The organism is Streptomyces sp. NPDC043908, from assembly GCF_056435525.1.
This window is the reverse complement of sequence record NZ_JBWKEI010000004.1, coordinates 366,130-382,175: the sequence shown is the minus strand read 5'-3', so window position 1 is coordinate 382,175 and position 16,046 is coordinate 366,130. Positions and strand designations below refer to the sequence as shown.

14 protein-coding genes are annotated in these 16,046 nt (G+C 73.8%); 5 read left to right on the top strand and 9 right to left on the bottom strand.

The window, feature by feature from the left end:
• The first annotated feature begins 180 nt into the window (after positions 1–180).
• On the top strand, positions 181–1,455 hold the full coding sequence (locus AC069K_RS12410; protein ID WP_365100402.1) for an MDR family MFS transporter: 1,275 nt from the start codon (positions 181–183) through the stop codon (positions 1,453–1,455).
• On the opposite strand, the gene AC069K_RS12405 is transcribed toward AC069K_RS12410, so the two are convergent.
• The 3 genes from AC069K_RS12405 to mshA all read right to left on the bottom strand — a co-directional run bounded on the left by AC069K_RS12405 (position 1,409) and on the right by mshA (position 5,542).
• Positions 1,409–3,094 (bottom strand): glycosyl hydrolase family 28-related protein, encoded by a 1,686-nt coding sequence (locus tag AC069K_RS12405; RefSeq protein WP_478615048.1) that lies wholly within the window; start codon positions 3,092–3,094, stop codon positions 1,409–1,411. The genes AC069K_RS12410 and AC069K_RS12405 overlap by 47 nt on opposite strands.
• A 623-nt stretch (positions 3,095–3,717) precedes the next feature.
• Positions 3,718–4,206, bottom strand: coding sequence for a type III secretion system chaperone family protein (locus AC069K_RS12400; RefSeq protein ID WP_365100404.1), 489 nt, complete (start codon positions 4,204–4,206; stop codon positions 3,718–3,720).
• The gene (mshA, locus tag AC069K_RS12395; protein ID WP_478615045.1) at positions 4,199–5,542 is read right to left on the bottom strand and encodes a D-inositol-3-phosphate glycosyltransferase; all 1,344 of its coding nucleotides are present in this window, start codon (positions 5,540–5,542) and stop codon (positions 4,199–4,201) included. The genes AC069K_RS12400 and mshA overlap by 8 nt, the downstream gene beginning before the upstream one ends.
• A 194-nt stretch (positions 5,543–5,736) precedes the next feature.
• On the opposite strand from mshA, the gene AC069K_RS12390 reads away from it, so the two are divergent.
• The 3 genes from AC069K_RS12390 (at position 5,737) to AC069K_RS12380 (ending at position 9,473) form a co-directional block, all read left to right on the top strand.
• Complete coding sequence (locus AC069K_RS12390; RefSeq protein ID WP_478615042.1) at positions 5,737–6,525, top strand: class I SAM-dependent methyltransferase; 789 nt, start codon at positions 5,737–5,739, stop codon at positions 6,523–6,525.
• A gap of 358 nt (positions 6,526–6,883) precedes the next feature.
• Positions 6,884–7,903, top strand: a complete 1,020-nt coding sequence (locus AC069K_RS12385) for a C40 family peptidase (RefSeq protein ID WP_365100640.1) — start codon at positions 6,884–6,886, stop codon at positions 7,901–7,903.
• Between the two features lie 145 nt (positions 7,904–8,048).
• Positions 8,049–9,473, top strand: coding sequence for a PP2C family protein-serine/threonine phosphatase (locus AC069K_RS12380; protein WP_478615038.1), 1,425 nt, complete (start codon positions 8,049–8,051; stop codon positions 9,471–9,473).
• A gap of 57 nt (positions 9,474–9,530) precedes the next feature.
• Here AC069K_RS12380 and AC069K_RS12375 read toward each other — a convergent pair whose 3' ends face one another.
• From AC069K_RS12375 to AC069K_RS12350, 6 genes are all read right to left on the bottom strand, one after another.
• Positions 9,531–9,872, bottom strand: coding sequence for a DUF2516 family protein (locus AC069K_RS12375; RefSeq protein ID WP_358833367.1), 342 nt, complete (start codon positions 9,870–9,872; stop codon positions 9,531–9,533).
• Between the two features lie 106 nt (positions 9,873–9,978).
• Positions 9,979–10,680: a hypothetical protein gene (locus AC069K_RS12370; RefSeq protein ID WP_478615035.1), complete on the bottom strand. Its 702-nt coding sequence runs from the start codon at positions 10,678–10,680 to the stop codon at positions 9,979–9,981.
• A 29-nt stretch (positions 10,681–10,709) separates the two neighbouring features.
• Positions 10,710–11,177 carry a helix-turn-helix domain-containing protein gene (locus tag AC069K_RS12365; protein ID WP_478615032.1) on the bottom strand — a complete coding sequence of 156 codons (468 nt, stop codon included), beginning with the start codon at positions 11,175–11,177 and terminating at the stop codon, positions 10,710–10,712.
• Between the two features lie 103 nt (positions 11,178–11,280).
• Positions 11,281–11,865 carry a YceI family protein gene (locus AC069K_RS12360; RefSeq protein WP_365100416.1) on the bottom strand — a complete coding sequence of 195 codons (585 nt, stop codon included), beginning with the start codon at positions 11,863–11,865 and terminating at the stop codon, positions 11,281–11,283.
• 202 nt (positions 11,866–12,067) lie between these two features.
• Complete coding sequence (locus tag AC069K_RS12355) at positions 12,068–14,131, bottom strand: HelD family protein (protein ID WP_478615028.1); 2,064 nt, start codon at positions 14,129–14,131, stop codon at positions 12,068–12,070.
• A gap of 175 nt (positions 14,132–14,306) precedes the next feature.
• Positions 14,307–14,915: a TetR family transcriptional regulator gene (locus tag AC069K_RS12350; RefSeq protein ID WP_358833345.1), complete on the bottom strand. Its 609-nt coding sequence runs from the start codon at positions 14,913–14,915 to the stop codon at positions 14,307–14,309.
• A gap of 145 nt (positions 14,916–15,060) precedes the next feature.
• Between AC069K_RS12350 and AC069K_RS12345 the strand changes: the two genes are divergently transcribed.
• Positions 15,061–16,035 carry a zinc-binding dehydrogenase gene (locus AC069K_RS12345; RefSeq protein ID WP_478615024.1) on the top strand — a complete coding sequence of 325 codons (975 nt, stop codon included), beginning with the start codon at positions 15,061–15,063 and terminating at the stop codon, positions 16,033–16,035.
• The last annotated feature ends 11 nt before the right edge of the window (positions 16,036–16,046 follow it).

Genomic DNA, 16,046 nt, shown 5'->3' with positions numbered 1-16,046 from the left:
GACGCAACCGGGCCCTCGCGCGCGCGGGCGGCGAGCTGCCGCGGGCGTCTCGGCAGCTGGACGATTGACGGCCGCCGTCAATTGGGTGGCGGGCGTACGCCCCGGAATCGTAAGTTGCTGCTGTCGCCAGCACCACTTACACGGACGGGTGCTGTCCGTTCGCGCTCCGGGGGGAAACCGATGTCCGTCGCCAGTCTCAGACGAGCGGCACACGAGAGCGTCTCGGGGCTGCCCCGGGAGTTCTGGTGGCTGTGGACGAGCACGCTGATCAACCGGCTCGGGGCGTTCGTCGCGACCTTCATGACCCTGTACCTGACCCATGAGCGCGGCTACTCCGCCTCGTACGCGGGTCTGGTGGTCTCCCTGCACGGCCTGGGCGGCGTCATCTCCTCGCTCGGCGCGGGCGTCCTGACCGACCGGCTGGGCCGGCGCCCCACGATGATGATCGCGCAGACCGCGACCGCCTTCTCGGTGGCGCTGCTCGGCTTCGTGACCGACCCGGCGGCGATCGTCGCGACGGCCTTCCTCGTCGGCATGGCCTCCAACGCCTCCCGCCCGGCGGTCCAGGCGATGATGGCGGACATCGTGCGGCCCGAGGACCGGATGCGGGCCTTCTCGCTCAACTACTGGGCGATCAACCTCGGGTTCGCGGTCTCCTCGGCGGGCGCCGGCTTCATCGCCCAGCACAGCTACCTGGCGGGCTTCCTGGGCGAGGCCGCGCTGACCCTCGTCTGCGCCGTCCTGGTCTTCCTCAAGCTGCCCGAGTCCCGCCCCGAGGCGGCCGCGACGGTACGGGAGAAGGACCTGGAGCCGGAGATCGGCCTCGGCACGGTCTTCCGCGACGGCCGCTTCATGGGCGTGGTCGGCCTCTCCTTCCTCATCTCCCTGATCTTCCAGCAGGGTTACGTCGGCCTGCCGGTGGCGATGGGCGCGGACGGCTTCTCCAGCGCGGACTTCGGCCTGGCGATCGCGGTCAACGGCGTCCTCATCGTCGCCCTCCAGATCCCGGTCACCCGCGCCATCGAGCACCGCGACCCGCGCCGGCTGCTGATCGTCTCCGCCCTCCTGGCGGGCTACGGCTTCGGGCTGACCGCGTTCGCCGGCTCGGTGGCGGCGTACGCGCTGACGATCTGCGTCTGGACGCTGGCCGAGATCGTCAACTCCCCCACCCAGACCGGTCTGGTGGTGCGCCTCTCGCCCGTCCACGGCCGGGGCCGCTACCAGGGCGTGTACACGATGTCCTGGTCGGTGGCGGCCCTGGTCGCCCCGCTGCTCTCCGGCTTCGTCGTCGACCGCTTCGGCGCGGACTGGCTGTGGGGGGCCTGCGCGGTGCTGGGGACGGTGGCCGCGGCCGGGTACGCGCTGCTGATGCGGGGTCTGGCGGACGGCGAGGACGTGGTGGCCGGGGTCAGCGTCCCCGAGCGCGCTGAGCCTCGTACAGGTTCCGTGGTCTGACGGATCCGGGGGCGCCGTACGCCTCCAGGCGGGCGTGCGGGTCCCCGGTGAAGTCGGGCACGTCGATCTGGTCGAACTCCCGCACCTCGCTGATGCCGACGGTCGCGCTGTAGGGGGCGAGGCCGTCGATCTTCACCAGGCCCGCGCGGTGGTTGGTGACGGTGATGTTCCAGTGGGTGAACCGGGCGCCGAAGAGCGGCCCGGCGGAGGCGTCGCCGCCGTGCCGCCCGTCGTTCTCCACCACGATCTCCGTCCGTACGTTGGCGAACGGCAGCCCGCGGTGGGAGTCGAACGTCCCCATCTCCATCCGGCCGCGCGACCAGACGTTGTGGCTGGACAGGCCCTCCACGTTGATGCCGTGGAGCTGGGTGCCGGGGCGCGCGGGGACCGTGCGCCGGACGATGGTGAAGTCCTCCACGAGGTTGTCGTGCGAGCCCTCCCGGCAGAAGTACGGGTGGTGCGAGCCGCGCCCCTCGACGCGGGTGCGCCTCAGGGTGCAGGCGGAGGCGGCGACCAGGCCGAAGCCGTTGTCGACGTGGCGGACGACGACGTCGTCGACCCAGCAGTCGTACGCGCACTGGAGGGTCACGCCGTTGTAGCCCTTGTCGAGCAGGTGCGGGGACTGCGGCGTCTCGACGGCCTCCAGGGTGAGGCCCTCGACCCCGGAGTCCGTGAGGGCGGGGACGTGGGTGGTCAGCCGGGGGTCCCACTCGGGCCGCACGTCGAGCGGCAGCGGCCGCTCCAAGGTGACGCGATGGCCGCGCGCGCGGCGCTCGACGCGCGCGATCCGCACGGGCCATTCGTACGGGACGTACGAGGTCAGCTTGGTCTTGTCGTCCCAGGTGTACGCGGCCCGGCCGGGGCCGTCGCCGGACATGTGCTGGAGGAGGGTGTGGCGGCTGTCGTCGGCGAGGCGCAGCAGCACGAGGGCGCCGGGGCGCAGCCGGGAGGCGTCGGCGACGGTCACGGTCCAGGAGCCGCGGGGGGCGGGGGCGGTGACGGTCGTGAGGGTGCTCCACTCGTCCCGCCGGTTGCCGGTCCACCCCTCGAAGGGCCACGCCCTGGCCCGGATGGCGTCGGTGAGCGCGTCCCAACGGGCCCGCGGGGCCAGCCAGATGAGCCCGCCGGCCCAGGACCAGGAGGACTTGTCCCCGCCGTAGCGGGAGCCGTACGGGCCGATCAGCTCGGTGAGGTTCCTGGTGGCGTACAGCGTGGTGCGCGCGCTGCCCGCGCCGCGCAGGGTGACGCCGCTGTGCGCGATACGGATCAGGCCGTCGATCCGGAAGGTGCCCGGCGGCAGGACCACCACTCCGCCACCGGCCCGGCCGGCCGCTTCCAGGGCGCGGTTGATGGCGGGGGCGGCGTCGGCGGTGGGGTCCGGGGAGAGCCGGGTGACGGGCGGGCGGGGGCGGGGCGGCCGGTGGTCGCCGCCGCCGTGGCGGCCCGCGCGGGCTATGTAGGGGATCTGGGGGTGGGTGAAGGGGGCGCGGGTGAATTCCTGCCACAGGGTGGGGGGTGGGGGCGCTTGGGCGCGGGCCACCGTGGGGAGGGTGGTGGCCGCGGTGGCGGCCAGGGCGCCGCCGAGGAGGGTGCGTCTGGGGAGGGTGCGTCCGGGGAGGGCCGGGCGGGGTGTGCTCATGGACTGGCCTCCGTCACCTGTCATCCACGTACATGAACTGTGTTCAGGTGTGCGTGTTGCGCGGAGGTGAGCATGGCATGCGGAGCGGTGGTGCGGGAACCCCTTGGCCTTCCCCCACCCCGCCCCTCCCCGAAAGCCCTCGGGCGGGCGGCCGATGCCTTTTCGTCTGCGGCGAGGGGGCGGCTGGTCGCGCAGTTCCCCGCGCCCCTAACCACCTGGGGGCGCGGGGACCGAAGCGAGCGACCACAGACGACCCGCAGACGAGGCGGGCCGGCAAAGGGGCGCGGGGAACCGGTCAACAAGCCCCCACCGGGCCCTGAAGGGGCGCGGGGAACTGCGCGATCAGCCCCCACCGAGCCGCAGACGAAAACCGGACCCGGAAGGGGCGCGGGGAACTGCGCGAGCGGCCACAGACGGCCCGCAGACTAAGGACGGGCCTTGAAGGGGCGCGGGGAACTGCGCGGGCGGCCCCCACCGGCCCGCAGACGAAAACCGGCCCGAAAGGGGCGCGGGGAACTGCGCGAGTGGCCCACCACGGGTCGCAGGCAGAAACCGGGCCCGGAAGGGGAACTGCGCGAGCGGCCACAGACGGGCCGCGGGTTTCGGGCACAGCGAGCCGCAGGCTAGCCCCTCGGCTGGGTCAGACTCTTGAACGCGTCCAGGTTCCGCGTGGACTCCCCCCGCGACACCCTCCACTCGTACTCCCGCCGGATCGCCGTCGCGAAGCCCAGTTCCAGCAGGGTGTTGAAGGAGCCGTCCGCCTCCTCCAGGACCGTGCCGAGCAGCCGGTCCAGCTCCTCGGGGGTGACCGAGGAGAGCGGGAGCTTGCCCGCGAGGTAGACGTCGCCGAGCTTGTCGATGGCGTAACCCACCCCGTACAGCCGGAGGTTGCGCTCCAGGCACCAGCGGTGGACGCCGGCCGCGTTCTCGTCGGGGTGGCGGACCACGAAGGCGTTCACCGACAGGGAGTGCCGCCCGACCCGCAGCGAACACGTCGTGGACAGCTTCCTCGTGCCGGGGAGCTTCACCACGTAGGAGTCCGGCTCGGGGGACTCCCACTCCAGCTCCGCGTCCTTGAGGTACGCGTCGATCACCGCGCGTGCGTCAGCCATGGTGCGAGCGTACGCGACGGCGGTGTTCGTGCATGGCGGCGGTGTAGACGTCGGCCGTGGCCGAGGCGGCCGTGCCCCAGCCGAAGGACTCCGCGTGCCGGGCCGCCGCCGCGCCCATCCGGCCCACCAGCGACGGGTCGTCCACGAAGCGGCTCAGGGCGCGCGCGTAGTCGGCCGGGTCGTGGCCGGGCACCAGGAAGCCGGTCTCGCCGGAGCGCACCGCGACCGGCAGACCGCCCACCGAGGCCGCCACCACCGGCGTCCCCGCCGCCTGCGCCTCGATCGCCACAAGGCCGAAGGACTCGCTGTACGAGGGCATGACCAGCACCGACGCGGCCCGGAACCAGTCGGCGAGGCGATCCTGGCCCACCGGCGGGTGGAAGCGGACCACGTCCGAGATGCCGAGCCGGGCCGCCAGCTTGTGCAGCCCCTCCGGCTTCGCCAGACCGCTGCCCGAGGGCCCGCCTATCACCGGAACCACCAGCCGCGAGCGCAGCGACGGCTTCTCGGTGAGCAGCACCGCCACCGCCCGCAGCAGGATGTCGGGCGCCTTCAGCGGCTGGATGCGGCCCGCGAAGAGCGGGATCAGGGCGTCCTGCGGCAGACCGAGCCGGGCCCGGGCCGCCGCCCGGCCGTCCCCGGGGCGGAAGCGGTCGAGGTTCACCCCGGGGTGGACGACCGCGACCTTGCCGGGCTCGGCGTCGTAGAAGCGGACGAGTTCGTCGGCCTCCTCGGCGGTGTTGGCGATCAGCCGGTCCGCCGCGTCCACGATCTGGGTCTCCCCGATCACGCGCGCGGCGGGCTCGGGCGTGTCGCCCTCGGCGAGCGCCGCGTTCTTGACCTTGGCCATGGTGTGCATGGCGTGGACGAGAGGCACGCCCCAGCGCTGGGCGGCGAGCCAGCCGACGTGGCCGGAGAGCCAGTAGTGGGAGTGGACGAGGTCGTAGTGGCCGGGCCGGTGGCCCGCCCAGGCCTGCATCACGCCGTGGGTGAAGGCGCACAGCTGGGCCGGCAGCTCCTCCTTGGCCAGGCCCTCGTACGGGCCCGCGTCCACATGGCGGACGAGCACGCCCGGCGCCATCTCGACCGTGGGGGCGAGGCCGCCGGTGGTGGCCCGGGTGAAGATCTCGACCTCGATGTTGATCTCGGCGAGCCGTCTGGCGAGCTCCACGATGTAGACGTTCATGCCGCCCGCGTCACCCGTGCCCGGCTGGTGCAGCGGGGAGGTGTGGACGCTGAGCATGGCGATCCGGCGCGGTCTGCGGTGGGCACCGGGGAGCCGGAGCCGGGGCGGCCCCGCCAGGGTGCCGGTGAACCGGGACACGTACTGGCTCACGTCGACGTCCTCTCGGCCGGGAAAGGCGGGTGGCGCTGCGGGCTGGGCATGCTTCTTGAGGGCACGCGGGCGCCCTCAATGACCGGTAACCACCGGAACCCTTCCTTTCATTTCCGCTTCCCCGCTCTTTTGCCGAAAACTTGCCCATCGGGCCGCCACCGGGCGCGCACTCTCCCGGCGCCTACCCTCGTCCTATGGCTCCACCCAAGCGCCCCGTCGGCACCGTCACGCGCGGCACCACCAATCCCAACCGGCTGCGCCGCATGGACCGCTGGATCGCCGAGGTCCACGGGCCCGCGCTGCGCCGCGCCGAGGCGCCCGTCGCGGTGGACCTGGGGTACGGGGCGGCCCCCTGGACGGCCGTCGAGCTGCTCGGGCGGCTGCGGACCGCCGCGCCCGCCGTCTCGGTGGTCGGGATCGAGATCGACCCCGCCCGGGTCGCCGCCGCCAAGCCGTACGAGAGGGACGGCCTCACCTTCCTGCACGGCGGCTTCGAGGTGCCGCTGCCCCGCCCGCCGCTGCTGATCCGGGCGGCGAACGTGCTGCGGCAGTACGAGGAGGGCGAGGTCGCGGCGGTGTGGGCGCGGCTGTGCGGGCGGCTGGCGGAGGGCGGGCTGCTCGTGGAGGGCACCTGCGACGAGATCGGGCGGCGGCACGTGTGGGTCGCCCTCGACGCCTCCGGTCCGCGCACGGTGACCTTCGCGACCCGGCTCGGCTCCCTCGACCGCCCCTCGGACCTCGCCGAGCGGCTGCCGAAGGCGCTGATCCACCGGAACGTGCCGGGCGAGCCGGTCCACGCGTTCCTGCGCGACTTCGACCGGGCGTGGGCGGCGGCGGCGCCGTACGCCTCGCTGGGCGCGCGGCAGCGCTGGATCCGGGCGGTCCGGGACCTGGCGGCGGACTGGCCGCTGCGGGACGGGCCCCGGCGGTGGCGGCAGGGGGAGGTCACGGTGGAGTGGGGGGCGCTGGCGCCACGGGGGTGAGGGCGGCAGCGAGGTGGGGGTGAGGGCGGCACGGGGGTGTGCGTGTCCGGGGCACGCCCCGGGCGCTCCGGGGGCGGTTGACCTCGGACGGGTGAATCCGCGAGCTGATCGCCGCCGAGGGGAACGCACCGCCCGTTCCGTTCGTCCCACACGCGGGGGGTGACCCGTGAGGTAGCCGTCCGCCCCTGTCGTTTTGGGGGACGGCATGGCACCATCACGACGTCGCCAAAATGTTACTGACGGTAAATCACCTACCGTATTGCCTGGTGTTGTCCGGTTGTCCGGAGGGGGAGACTTAGTGCAGCCGCGCCGTTTGGCCACCGCGATCACCGTGGTGTGCGCCCTGACCGTGCTCGCGATGCCGGCCACGGCGTTCGCCGCGCCGAACCCGACGCCGGACCCGACCGCGTCGACCGCTCCTCCGGCCGCCCCGCCCGTGTCCGCGGAGCGCCTGGAGGACGTGCGCAAGCAGGTGGACGAGCTCTACCGGCAGGCGGCGGTCGCGACCGAGGCGTACAACCAGGCCCAGGAGCAGACCAAGCTCCAGTCCGCCGAGATCGTGAAGATCGCCCAGGAGATCGTCAAGGGCGAGGAGCGGATCAAGCGGCTCCGGGACCAGGCGGGCGCGACGGCCCGGTTGCAGTACCGCACGGGCGGGCTGCCGGCCGGTGCGCAGATGATGCTCAGCGGCAACCCGGAGGCCTTCCTCGACGGCGCCGGCCGGCTGCGCCAGGGCCAGCAGGCCGCCCAGGGCATGCTGGCCGAACTGCGGCGTACGCAACAGGACTTGGCGCAGTACTCCAAGGACGCCTCCGCCCAGTGGAAGAGGCTGGAGGCGAACCGGGTCAAGAAGGAGACCGCCAAGAAGGAGATCACCGGCAAGATCGCGGCCGCCGAGAAGCTGGAGTCCCAGCTGGAGGCGAAGGAGCGCGAGCGCCTCGCCGAGCTGGAGCGCAAGCAGCAGTACAAGGCGCAGACGGACTGGCTCGGTTCGGGGATACTGAAGGAGATCAACACCAGCGCGAGCGAACAGGGCCGCAGGGCGGTGAAGTTCGCCACCGACCAGGTCGGCAAGCCGTACGTGTGGGGCGCCGAGGGGCCGCGCGCCTTCGACTGCTCGGGCCTGACCTCCCAGGCCTGGCTCGCGGCCGGCCGCGGCATCCCGCGCACCTCGCAGGAGCAGTGGGCTCGGCTGCCGCACGTCGCCGTGAAGGACATGCGCCCGGGCGACCTCATCATCTACTTCGCGGACGCGACCCATGTAGGGATGTACATCGGCGACGGCGCGATCGTGCACGCCCCCCGGCCCGGCCGCAACGTGACGGTCGCGGGCGCGGGCACCATGCCGATCCTGGGAGTGGTCCGCCCGGACAAGTAAGGCAATGTGGCATATGCCATGAGCCATTTGCCGAACAGTCACCGAACGCCATTCCGCTGCGCGGCCCACTGCGGCTAGGGTCCCGGACTGGCGGCAACGCAGCCCGGCGTTCCGCGGCGCCCTCGGGAGGAGGGAGACCGGAACGATGCCCGCACCGCACATGGGGTCCCCCCGAACGCCCCGGGGAGGGCCGGAGGAACCGCTCCCGGCCGCTTCGGCCGCCGCCGGTCCGCAGGCCCCGGCCCTGCCGGGGACACGGGTGCCCGCCGCGCCCGCCGGCCCGGACGCCCCGGACGCCCTGGGAGGCACCGGCCGGGCCGTCCTGCCGGCCGCGCCGCACCCGGCCACCGCGAGCGGCCCGGGCCCGAAGGCGGCCGCCGGCGCCGCCCCGCAGCCCGCCACCGCCCTCAACCTGCTCGTCATCGAGGACGACCCGGGCGGCCCCTTCACCGTCTCCGAGCTGCTGCACAGCACCGGGACCCGGGTCCGTATCCGTACCGCGCGCAATCTCACCGAGGCCGAGCGGCTGCTCACCGACGACGTGAACTGCATCCTCCTCGACCTCGCGCTGCCCGGCCGCGACGTTGACGACGAGCTCGCGGCGCTGCGGCACCTGCTGCGCCTCGCGCCCCGGCACCCGGTCCTCGCCCTCACCGCCTCCACCCACGCCGAGCGCGCCGCCGAGGCCGTCCGGGTCGGCGCGCAGGACTACCTCTTCCGCGACGAGCTGGACGGCAGGCTGCTGAGCCGCGCCATCCGGTACGCGGTGGAACGCAAGCGCGCCGACACCGCGCAGTACAAGCTCGCGGAGTCCCGGCTGCGCGCCCAGGAGAACGCGCGCCTGGAGCGCGGGCTGCTGCCCACGCCCCTGCTTGAGGGCTCCGAGCTGCTCTTCGCGGCCCGCTACCGGCCGGGCCGCTCCCGCGCCCTGCTCGGCGGCGACTTCTACGACACGGTCCGCACCCCCGACGGCACCGTCCACGCCATGATCGGCGACGTCTGCGGCCACGGCCCCGACGAAGCCGCCCTCGGCGTCGAACTGCGCATCGCCTGGCGCGCGTTGACCCTCGCGGGCCTGAGCGGGGACGCCCTCCTGGCCACGCTCCAGCAGGTCCTGGAGCACGAGCGCGACAACGACGAGATCTTCGCGACGCTCTGCACGCTCGACATCGCGCCGGACGGCCGCCGCGCCGACCTCAGCCTGGCGGGCCACCCGGCCCCGCTGATCGCCCGCGCGGACCGCCCGGCGGGCCTGCTCGCGTACGAGAGCGAGGGCCCGGCGCTCGGCCTGCTGCCGCAGACCCACTGGCCGCGCCGCCGGGTCGAACTGGGCGAGGTGTGGAGCCTGTTGATGTACACGGACGGGCTCATCGAGGGCCGGACCGGCGTCGGCAACCAGCGGCTGGGCCAGGAGGGCATGACCGCCATGGTCAACCGGCTGCTGACCGGGGGCCTGCGCGGCGAGTCCCTGCTGGAGGCGGCGGTCACCGAGGCCCGCGAGCTCAACGGCGGTGAACTCACCGACGACGTCGCGGTGGTGCTGCTGGAACGGGCCCGGCCGGGCTGCTGACCCGGACGGACCCGAAGAGGAGGGGTGGGGCAGGGCCCCTACCCGGGGGGCAGGCCCCTACCGGCCGCCGTTGTACGGCCCGTACGGACCGTCGCTGCTCGATCCGCCGCGACGGCCGCCGCGCCCGCGCCCGCCGCTGATCGCCCGGACCGCGGGACGGACGTCCACGATGTAGACGATCACCGCCACCGCGCCGATGACCGGCAGGAACGAGAGCACCGGGAACAACACGCTGACCAGCAGCGCGATGGCCAGAATGATCAGCCAGAACGGCTTGGTCTGCTTGTCCACCGCACGGAACGCGTCCTCCCGGCGGAAGGCAGCGTCCACTAGCGCGAACAGGCTCAGTGCGGTCAGGGCTGTACTGAGCAGCCACATGAACCCCGTGAATCCCTGCATCAGCACGGTCGTCCGCCACCTTTCCCGGGATCGTCCCTACGCGGCCAAGGTACCCGTCCAACGCGGCGGACACCGCAAGGGTGCCCGCCGCCGCGACGGACCGGGGTCACTCGGAGGGCTTGGCCGCGGGCTTCTTGGCCGTGCTCTTGCGCGCGGCGGGCTTCTTCGCGGACCCGGACGCGGACACGGCCGCGGTCGGGGAGGGGGACGGGGAAGCGGACTCCGGCTCGCTCGCGGTGCCGGCCGGAGCGGGCGGGGCGACGACGGGCTCGTCGGCCGTGACACCGGCCCCGGCCCCGGTCGCGGCCCCGGTCCCGGAAGGCGCCGACGCGGGCGTCGTCGCCGGACCCTCGACGGCCTCGGCGACCACCAGGATCTCCTCGGCGGCCTCGCCGCGCCACTTCTTGACGGCGGCCTGCCCGTGCTCGGCCACCTTCTCGTACCCCTCACGGCCCTTGACCAGCGACTCGACCGCGAGGCCGACCGCCTGGAGCGCGAGGTGCTGGACGGAGTCGCCCAGCTTCTTCACGTCGCCGTCGAGCGCGCCGACGACCTCGGTCACCTTGGCGGTGACGGCGGCCTGGGCCTCCTTGGCCTGGGCGACGACCTTGTCCTGGACGACCTTGGGGTCGGTCCTGCGCACGGCCTCCAGCCGCGCCGGGACCTCGCTCTGGATCCGCTCGACCAGGCCCGGGATCTTCTCCGGGACCTTCGCGGCCTGCTTGGCGCCGAGGTCGAGCGCGCCGGCGACGAAGAAGAGGGGCTTGGGGTCGGTCAGGGCATTACGCAGCTCATCGGTGACAGCCATGCTGGTTTCCTCCCGGATCGGTACGTGGGTCAGCTCGTGGGAGCCGAGGCGGCATCGCCCGTGTCGCCGTTCTCGCCGTTCTCAGCGTTCTCGGCGTTCCCGGCGTTCTCACCGGGCTTCGGGCCCGCGGCCGGAGCAGGTGCGTCCGCGTCGAGCCCGTTCTCCTTGCGGAAGGACTCGTAGATCTGGATCAGCACCTGCTTCTGCCGCTCGTCGAGCGAGGGGTCGGCGAGGATGGCGCTGCGCGTCCCGGCCGCATCCGGCTCGCGTTCGTCGAGGATCCCGGCCTGCACGTACAGCGTCTCGGCGGAGATCCGCAGCGCCTTGGCGAGCTGCTGGAGGATGTCCGCGCTCGGCTTGCGCAGCCCGCGCTCGATCTGGCTCAGATACGGATTGGACACCCCGGCGGCGTCCGCGAGCTGCCGCAACGAGAGCTGCGCGGAACGCCGCTGCTCGCGCAGGAACTCGCCGAGACTGCCGACGTTGAGCGATGCCATGCCCCGATACTGCCTCCTCGCCGCTAACTATTGCAAGCGACCGCTTGCAAAAGTGTGCCGCGCCACGTTCCGTGCCACGTTCCGGGGCATGGCCCGCCCCGCCTCAGACCCGGCTCGCCTCCACATCCAGCGTGATCTTGATGGTGTCGCCGAGCGCCGCGCCGGTCGGGCCGCCGGTGACGCCGAAGTCCTTGCGGCTGAGCTGGGTGGTCGCGGAGAAGCCCGCCACCGAGCGGCCCTCGTACCCCTTGCCGAAGCCGTTCAGCTCCAGGTCGAGGGTGACGGGGCGGGTGACGCCGCGCACGGTCAGCTCGCCGTCGACCAGGAAGCCGTCACGGCCGCCGCGCCGCACCCCCGTGGAGCGGAAGGTCATCTCCGGGTACTTCTCCGCGTGCAGGAACTCCTCCGACCGTATGTGGGCGTCGCGCTGGTCGTGCGCCGTGGAGACCGACGCGATCCTGATCGCGGCGCGGACCGAGGACTCCAGCGGGTTCTCGGCGAGCACGATCTCGCCGTCGAAGTCGTCGAAGCGGCCGCGCACGTTGGCGATGCCCAAGTGCCGTACGGAGAAGGCGATCTCGGAGTGGACCGGGTCGATCGTCCAGGTGCCGGTCTCGTAACCGGGCAGGTCGGCCGCCGTGACGGCCGGCTCGCCGGCGGCGGACGACGGGGAGGAAGTGGCGGACATGCTGGTACCCCCTGAAGACGTAGGCGTCGAGTGGTGGAGTGCTCGCGGTGCCGTGCGCCGCCCCGCGCCCCCGCGCGGGGCCGGCCTCACCCCGCGTAGGGCTCGGCCTCTTGCTTGAACCATCGACAACATAGTGAGTCGGGACCCCGCGCGCAGCCAACTCCACCGGGCATTCCGCGTGTTGACCACTTCCCCGGGCGCGTCAGGGCCGCAGCGCGTCCGGCAGCGGCCTGCTGTGCAGGACCTCAAGCCGGGACACCGCCCGTGTCAGCACCACGTACAGCCGGTGCAGGCCCCGCTCCTCCGCCTCGGCGATCGCCGCCGGTTCCACGGCCACCACATGGTCGTACTCCAGGCCCTTCGCCATCGTCGCGGGCAGCACCGTCACCCGGGCCGCCGCCGTCAGCTCGTCCGGCTCCGCCGTCGCCACGCCCGCCGCCGCGAGGGCCGCGCGCAGCTCCGGTACGTCCGCGTCGCGCGCGATCACGCCCACCGACCCCTCGTGCGCGAGCGCCGCCCGTACGGAGTCGGCCACCGCGGCCCGTACGTCCTCGACCCGTCGCACCGCCAGCTCCCCGTCCCGGCGCAGCGAGCGGGAGGGCGGTACGGCGACTCCGAGCGCCCCGAGCAGGCCGTTCGCCAGGGCCACGATGGGGGCCGGGACCCGGAAGCCGGTGGTCAGCGGGACCACCGGGGCGTCCGGCTTGCCCAGGTGCGCCAGGTGCTCCGGCCAGTCTCGGGCCGCCCACGGCGTGGTGCCCTGCGCGAGGTCGCCCAGCACGGTGAGCGAGCCGAAGCCGGAGCGGCGGGCGACGGCCCGGCACTGCATCGGGGAGAGGTCCTGCGCCTCGTCGACGACGATGTGGCCGTATCCCCGGGGGCGTTCGATCAGGCCCGCGAGCTCGTCGAGCAGGATCTGGTCGGCCGCCGACCACTTGGCCGACTTGTACGAGCGCGGCGCCCGGCTCCACAACAGCCGCTTCCGCTCCTCGTCCGTCAGCACCCCCTCGGCGGCCTCCGCCAGCGCGTCCGGGTCGGTGAACAGCGCCGCGAGCACCTCCTCGGGCGCGACCTTCGGCCAGGCCGCGTCGACGAACGCGGAGACCGGGCGGGCCCGCGAGATCCGCTGGAGCCAGGTGTTGTTCATCGGCCCGGCCCGGCGCTCGGCTGCCAGCTGGATGACGCGCACGGCCCGGCTGCGCACCCGCTCGCGGCCCACCGCGTACGGGGGCGCCTCGGCCCGTACCTCCTCGACGATCCCCGCCAGCTCGCCCGCGCCCACCCGCCACCGGTAGGACCCGTCGGGCACCTCGACCGCCTCGAACCGGCGGGACGCCCCGGCGACCCGGGCGTACAGCGCCCGGTGCAGCACGCGCGCCATGCGGACGTCGTGCTTGACGACCGCCGCGGCCTCGTCGTCGACGGCCCGCACGGGCGTGCGCGCGACCTCGTCGTCGACCGTGGACTGCCGGATGTCGATCTCACCGAGGGCGGGCAGCACCTGGGCGATGTAGTGCAGGAAGGTCCGGTTGGGGCCGAGGACCAGCAGGCCGCCGCGCTGGATGCGCTGCGGGTAGGTGTAGAGCAGATACGCGGCCCGGTGCAGCCCGACCGCCGTCTTGCCGGTGCCGGGCGCGCCCTGGACGCACAGGGACCGGCCGAGCTCCGACCGTACGAGGTCGTCCTGTTCGGGCTGGATGGTCGCGGCGATGTCGCGCATGGGGCCGACGCGGGGGCGCTCGATCTCGGCGGCGAGGATGGCGCCGGGCGGCCCGTCCCCCTCGGCGGGGCCCGCCGCGCCCAGCCGCTCGTCCTCCAGGCCGGTGAGGTCCTCGGGGGCGCCGTGGCTGCCCGGGGCCCAGCCGAAGCGGCGGCGCACGGCGACACCGAGCGGGTCGCGGGCCCCCGCCTGGTAGAAGGTCCGCGAGACGGGCGCCCGCCAGTCGACGACCAGCGGGGGCGCGGAGGGGTGCTCGCTGATGCGGCGGCGGCCGATGTAGTAACGCTGCCCGGCGTGGTCGCCGCGGGCCTCGCCGTCCTCGAAGTCCAGCCGCCCGAAGAACAGCGGGCTGTCCGGGTCCTGCCGCAACTCCTTGGCCCAGCTGCGCAGTTGGTAGCCGAGCACCTCCGCGTCGGCGCCGGAGGCGAAGGCGTTCTCGCCGGTCACGACCCGCTCGTCCGCGCCTTCGGCCATGGCGCGCAGGGCCGCGCGGCAGGCGTCGTGGTAGGCCCGTTCCCGGCTGAGTTCGCGGTCGAGTGGCGTCATGCCGTCCAGCATAACGCAACCCGGTTACATTCTTTACTCAGTAACGAATTCTTCAGGGAGGGGCCGCATCCTGGTACCCGGTACCCGGTTCCCGGCTTCTGCCCCCCGGTCTCCCGCTGCTGCTAGCTGCTCCCACCCCTGCTCCTGCTCCCGCTCCCGCTCCCGCTCCCGCTGCTCAGGCGTACCGCCCCAGCCCCTCCCTCAACTGCGCGAACGCCTCCTCCGCCGCCGCCACCGCGCCCTCGTACACGTCCTCGGCGCTCTCGCCGGACTGGATGCGGCGCCAGTTCTCGTCCGCGAGGATCCGCTGGACGGCGATGATCTGACCGGCCGCGAGACGCGCCCCGATGTCCGTGCCCAGGGCCGCCGCGAGCGCCCCCTCGGCCCGGCTCTGGTAGGCGAAGAGCCGCGCCACCAGGCTGGGCGTGCCGTAGAGCAGCCCGTGGTAGGCGCGCACCCGGGGGTCGTCGTTCAGCCCGGTCACCGGGTCGCGGCCGGCAAGCCCCGCCAGGAAGTGGCGGCGCAGCGCGGGAAGCGGCGCGAGCCCCTCGTCACGCCCCTGGGCGACCACCCGCGCGGCCTCGTCCTCGTGGTCGGAGAACCGGTGCAGGGCCAGGTCCTCCTTGGCCGGGAAGTAGCGGAAGAGGGTCGGCTTGGAGATCCCGGCGGCGGCGGCCACCTCCGCGACCGGCACGTTGTCGAAGCCCTTCTCCAGGAAGAGGGCGATCGCCACGTCCGAGACGGCCTGGTACGTCTGCTGTTTCTTCCGCTCCCGCAAACCCATGGGTTGAGCGTACGGGGAGGCGGGGGCGGCCCGTGCTTGACCTCAACCGCGCTTGAGGCCGAAGACTCCGGATCAAGGAAGCGCTTCGCGGTTCCTGGCGGATCCAGCGACTTCGGCGAACGTACGACGGGGATGGGTGAGCGGCATGCGCGTGGCACAGGTGGAGGAGTTCGGCGGCCCGGAGGTACTGGTTCCGGTGGAGCTGCCGGACCCGGTGGCCGGACCGCACGAGGTGGTGGTCGCGGTCGACCACATCGACACGCTCTTCGTGCAGACGCAGATACGGGCGGGCGCGTTCGGCGAGTACTTCGACGTCCGGCCGCCGTACGTGCCCGGCGGCGGCCTCTCGGGCACGGTGACGGCGACCGGGGCGCAGGTCGACCCGGCCCGGTGGGCGGGGCGCCGGGTGATCGCCGCCGTCGACGCCGGCAGCTACGCGTCGCTGGCGGCCGTCCCGGTCGCCCACCTCGTCCCGGTCCCCGAGGGGCTGGGGCTGCGGGAGGCGGCGGCACTGGTCCACGACGCCGTGACCGCGCTGGCCCTGCTGGACCTGACGGCCCTGAAGGCGGGCGAGACGGTCCTGATCACGGGCGCGTCCGGCGGCATGGGCACGCTCCTGGTCCAGCTGGCCCGGTCGCGGGGCGCGCGGGTGGTGGCGGTGGCGCGGGGCGAGCGGAAGCTGGCGCTGGTACGGGGCCTGGGCGCCCACGAGGTCGTGGACGCGGCGGCCCCCGACTGGCCGGAGCGGGCGGCCGAGGTGCTGGGCGGGGCGGGCGCGGACGTGGTCCTGGACGGCGTGGGCGGCGAACTCGGCGCGGCGGCCTTCCCGTTGACGGCCGAGGGCGGCCGCTTCTCGGCCCACGGCGCCCCCACGGGCCAGGGCTTCGCCCCGGTCGACCCGGCAGAGGCGGCCGCCCGGGCGGTCACCGTACTCGGCATAGCCGACGTCCAGCTCACCCCCGACCACCGCGTCACCCTGGCCACCCGAGCCCTGGAGGAGGCGACGGCGGGCCGGCTGCGCCCGGTGATCGGGGCGGTGTACCCGCTGGAGCGGGCGGGGGAGGCGCACGGGGCGGTGGAGGAGCGCGGGGTGGTGGGGAAGGTGCTGCTCAGGGCGTAGGCGGCCGGCAG